The organism is Catenibacterium sp. UBA627 (assembly GCF_002299355.1).
In the GTDB taxonomy this organism is placed as follows: domain Bacteria; phylum Bacillota_I; class Bacilli_A; order Erysipelotrichales; family Coprobacillaceae; genus Catenibacterium; species Catenibacterium mitsuoka.
Map to the genome: position 1 here is coordinate 1 of NZ_DBPF01000069.1, position 4,004 is coordinate 4,004.

At 33.0% G+C, this 4,004-nt stretch carries 3 protein-coding genes; all 3 read right to left on the reverse strand.

The window, feature by feature from the left end; genetic code table 11:
* Window positions 1-107: 107 nt before the first annotated feature.
* The gene (locus B2S90_RS04710) at window positions 108-1,121 is read right to left on the reverse strand and encodes an aldose epimerase family protein (RefSeq protein WP_055235065.1); all 1,014 of its coding nucleotides are present in this window, start codon (window positions 1,119-1,121) and stop codon (window positions 108-110) included.
* The gene (gene galT / locus B2S90_RS04715; RefSeq protein ID WP_286696616.1) at window positions 1,115-2,584 is read right to left on the reverse strand and encodes a UDP-glucose--hexose-1-phosphate uridylyltransferase; all 1,470 of its coding nucleotides are present in this window, start codon (window positions 2,582-2,584) and stop codon (window positions 1,115-1,117) included. Before galT ends, B2S90_RS04710 begins: the two co-directional genes overlap by 7 nt.
* A gap of 140 nt (window positions 2,585-2,724) precedes the next feature.
* Window positions 2,725-3,717 carry a LacI family DNA-binding transcriptional regulator gene (locus tag B2S90_RS04720; protein WP_055235067.1) on the reverse strand — a complete coding sequence of 331 codons (993 nt, stop codon included), beginning with the start codon at window positions 3,715-3,717 and terminating at the stop codon, window positions 2,725-2,727.
* Window positions 3,718-4,004 lie beyond the last annotated feature (287 nt).

Genomic DNA, 4,004 nt, shown 5'->3' on the forward strand with positions numbered 1-4,004 from the left:
GGCATATCTATCTTTCTGATAATCTACAAGACTTGCATCTTCATATAAGTCTTCTAATAATTGATTATGTTTATTTGATTTAAATTCTTCTTTTAATAAGCTTGCTTTCATTTTGTTACCTCGAATGTATATACTGTTTCTTCTTTAAATTGTTTATTTGCGTTTAAGATGACCTTTGGATTTTCTTCTTTATGAATACTATCTGGTAAATAACTTGTTTCAATACATAATGCATCTTGTGGATGCATAGTATATCCATATTTATCTAACTGTCCATCTAAGTAGTTTGCACTATATACCTGTGCTGATGGATAAGTAGTAGATACAGTTAATTTAATACCAGTTTCTGGAGAATAAAGTTCTGCCTGATTTTTATCTGTATTAAATACAAATGGATGGTCATAACCACGTGCTGTGATTAACTGTGGATGATTGTCTTTGATACAGTCTCCAATCACTTTTTCACTTCTAAAGTCAAATGGATTATTTGAGACATCTAATAATTCACCTGTATATAATCCATCACCATCAACACAGCCTACTTCATCAGCATTAAGTTTTAATACATGATTATGAACACTTGATGCATGTCCATTTAAGTTGAAATATGAATGGTTTGTGATATTGATGATTGTATCCTGATCACTTGTTGCTTCATAGCGCATATGAAGTGATGTTCCTTCAATTGTGTAATAAGCATAGAAATCTAATGTACCTGGATAGCCTTCTTCACCATCTTTAGATACATAGTGGAACTTGACACCATCTTCTATAAATTCATAATCAAATACCTTGTAAGAGAATCCTTCAATACCACCATGCAATGAGTTAGGACCATTATTAATAGGAACGTTATAAGTTTTCCCATTTAATGTGAAGGTTCCCTTCTCAATACGGTTGCATACTCGCCCTACCAAAGCACCAAGATATGTACCATCTCTCTTCTGGTAATCTGATACTTCAGGGAAACCTAATACACAATCACATGGATTTCCTTCTTTGTCCTTCACTACAGCTTTAAGTAGTGTGCAGCCAAAGTTTGTGACTTCTACATAGAAGTCCTTGTTTTCTAAGCCAATGACAACAATGCCATCATCTAATTCTTTCTTAATTTCTACCATAAGCCCTCCACGAAGCGACTGAATCCTTCAATTCCTTCATCAGTCATTTTATATACACCAGCATCTTCTAATACTGCTACAAACTTCTTAGTGACTTCAACTTCTAGAAATTCATCAACATCCTCGTAATCACAATTCTTAAGATATTTGTACCAGTCTGCATGCTTCTGTAATGATTCATTTGAATCAAAATCCGCATTTCCTAATAGACACTGTTTGATATCTTCTAATTCATTCTTTAATCTTGCAGGAAGAACAGCTAAGCCCATTACTTCAATTAAGCCGATGTTTTCCTTCTTAATGTGATGGTGTGCAGCATGAGGGTGGAAGATTCCTAAAGGGTATTCTTCAGTTGTACGGTTATTTCTTAGTACTAGATCTAACTGATACTTTCCATCCTTCATACGTGCAATTGGTGTTACTGTGTTATGTTTTACACCATCTGTATATGCAATGATATTTAGTGATTCATCACTATAATCAATCCATCTTTCAAGAATAACATCAGCCAAAGCAATGATTTTTTCTTTGGAAGTAGAGGTAAGTCTTAGAGTTGACAATGGCCAATACAGCATATCTATCTGTACATGATCATGTTCATAACTCTTGATAACTTTCGCATCTTCCATAGGAAAATGATGACGACCGCCTTGGTAGTGATCATGGGTAAGGATAGAACCACCTACGATTGGTAGATCAGCGTTACTTCCCAGCATATAATGAGGGAACTTATCTACAAATGCGAATAGATGCTCGAATGTATTGTGGTCAATTTTCATTGGCTGATGTTCTTCATTAAATACGATACAGTGTTCATTGTAGTAAACATAAGGTGAATACTGTAGGTAATAGCGATGACCTGCAAGATCTAGTGGGATAATACGATGATTCTGTCTAGCAGGATGCTTCATATTACCTGCAAATCCAACATTTTCTTTACATAATAAGCAAAGAGGATAGTTTGTAGATTTGATATTCTTTGCAGCTGCGATCGCTTTAGGATCCTTTTCTGGTTTAGAAAGGTTGATAGTAATCTGAATATCACCATATTTAACATAATGGTTAAACTTGATATTCTTATCAATACGTGATTTACGAATATAGTTACTACTAATACTTAAATCATAAAAGTAGTCTGTTGCTTTTTCTGGAGATTCATTATAAAGAGTGTTGAACTTATTTACCACTTCACTAGGACGAGGCATGAGGCAGTTCATAAGTCTTGTATCAAATAAATCTTTTTCAGTCACAGAATCTGAAATCATACCTTTTTCTACTGCATAGTCAAGAATATGATCAATGATATCCTGTGCTGTTTCTAATTCTTCATCGATTTCTTCTAATTCAAATTCATCTAACTGAAGTAAATCTAAAATTAAATTTGCGGCATAGTACAAGTCATCTGTACTAATCATGCCTTTTTGTAACGCAAAGTTGAGTAATCTGTTGATTTGATGGTTCATTGTATGGTCTCCTCTTTTTTTTATTTTGTTTTTTCTTCAACTACTATAATAAACCTTTTAGTAAAATAATCAATATTTTTTTAATTATTTTACTATTTAATTTACTTATTATTTTACTAAAATAAAAAAGAGAAGTTTTATTACTTCTCTCTGCATGAATTTCTAATAACCAATTGACATGGTAATTGTATTCTACATGGATAGCTGATATCCTCTTCTGTAATCATTCTATGTAATAATGAAGCCCCCATCTCTCCCATCTCACTTGAAGGTGCATAGACAGTAGATAATGTAGGTCGTGTGAAGTTACATGCATCCACATCATTGAATCCCATAATAGACACTTCTTCTGGCACTTTGATTCCTGCATCTAATAAAGCCTGCATAGCCCCCATCGCAAGAGGATCATTGGCACAGAACACTGCAGAAGGTATTTTTCCTTCCTCAATCACACGATTCATGACAGAATAGCCTTCATCTCCTGTCATTTCATGATTGGTTGTAAATATTTCATATTTTATTCCTAGATATTCACAATATTTAATAAAGCTTTTCTTTCTAGAAATTGTTTGTAAAGACATCTCATCATATTCATTTCTTCCCATAAAACCAATCGTTTCATGTCCCTGCGAATGAAAATAGTTGACTACTTTACACATCGCGTCATCAAAATCCAATGAGATACAGACATTTGTGATAGGAGACAAATCCATATCTAGTAAAACAATTCTACTAGATAACTTACTAAATGTATCGAGATACTTCTTTTCAAACTTTCCAATACAGATAATGCCATCCACACCTTCTAATACCTGCTTCATATTCATATCATCGTATCTTACTTTTGTAGAAGCCATCTTTTCTTTTCTTAAATATTTCTCGACCCCTTGTAAAATAGATAAGAAATAAGTATCTCTAAATTCCTGTTCAAATGTATAACACTGGATAATACCTATATTAAATGTTTTCTTCTTTTCTTTTGATTTTAAGGAGTAATTGAGTTCACTAGCCACTCTTAATATCTTCTCTTTTGTCTCAGGTAAAACCTTCAATGTTTTATCTTCATTTAATACTCTTGATACAGTTGCGATAGAAACATCCGCTGCTTTCGCAACATCCTTAATTGTAGCCATTTCGTTTTCCTCCTCAACATTACTATAATAATTAATATATCACAATCCAGATAAAATGAGGTAAAAATTTTAGTAATATTTTAACCAATTTTAATGATAAATTATTTTTTCTTTATTTTCATTGTATGTATCAAACTTTTTTTCTACCTTGCCTATATTTTTTTTATTTTTTTATTGACGTGTCTACTTCTACATGGTATTATAGGTGAGCAGTCAAGAAATGGGCCTGTAGCTCAGTTGGTTAGAGCGCACCCCTGATAAGGGTGAGGTCGATGGTTCAAATCCAT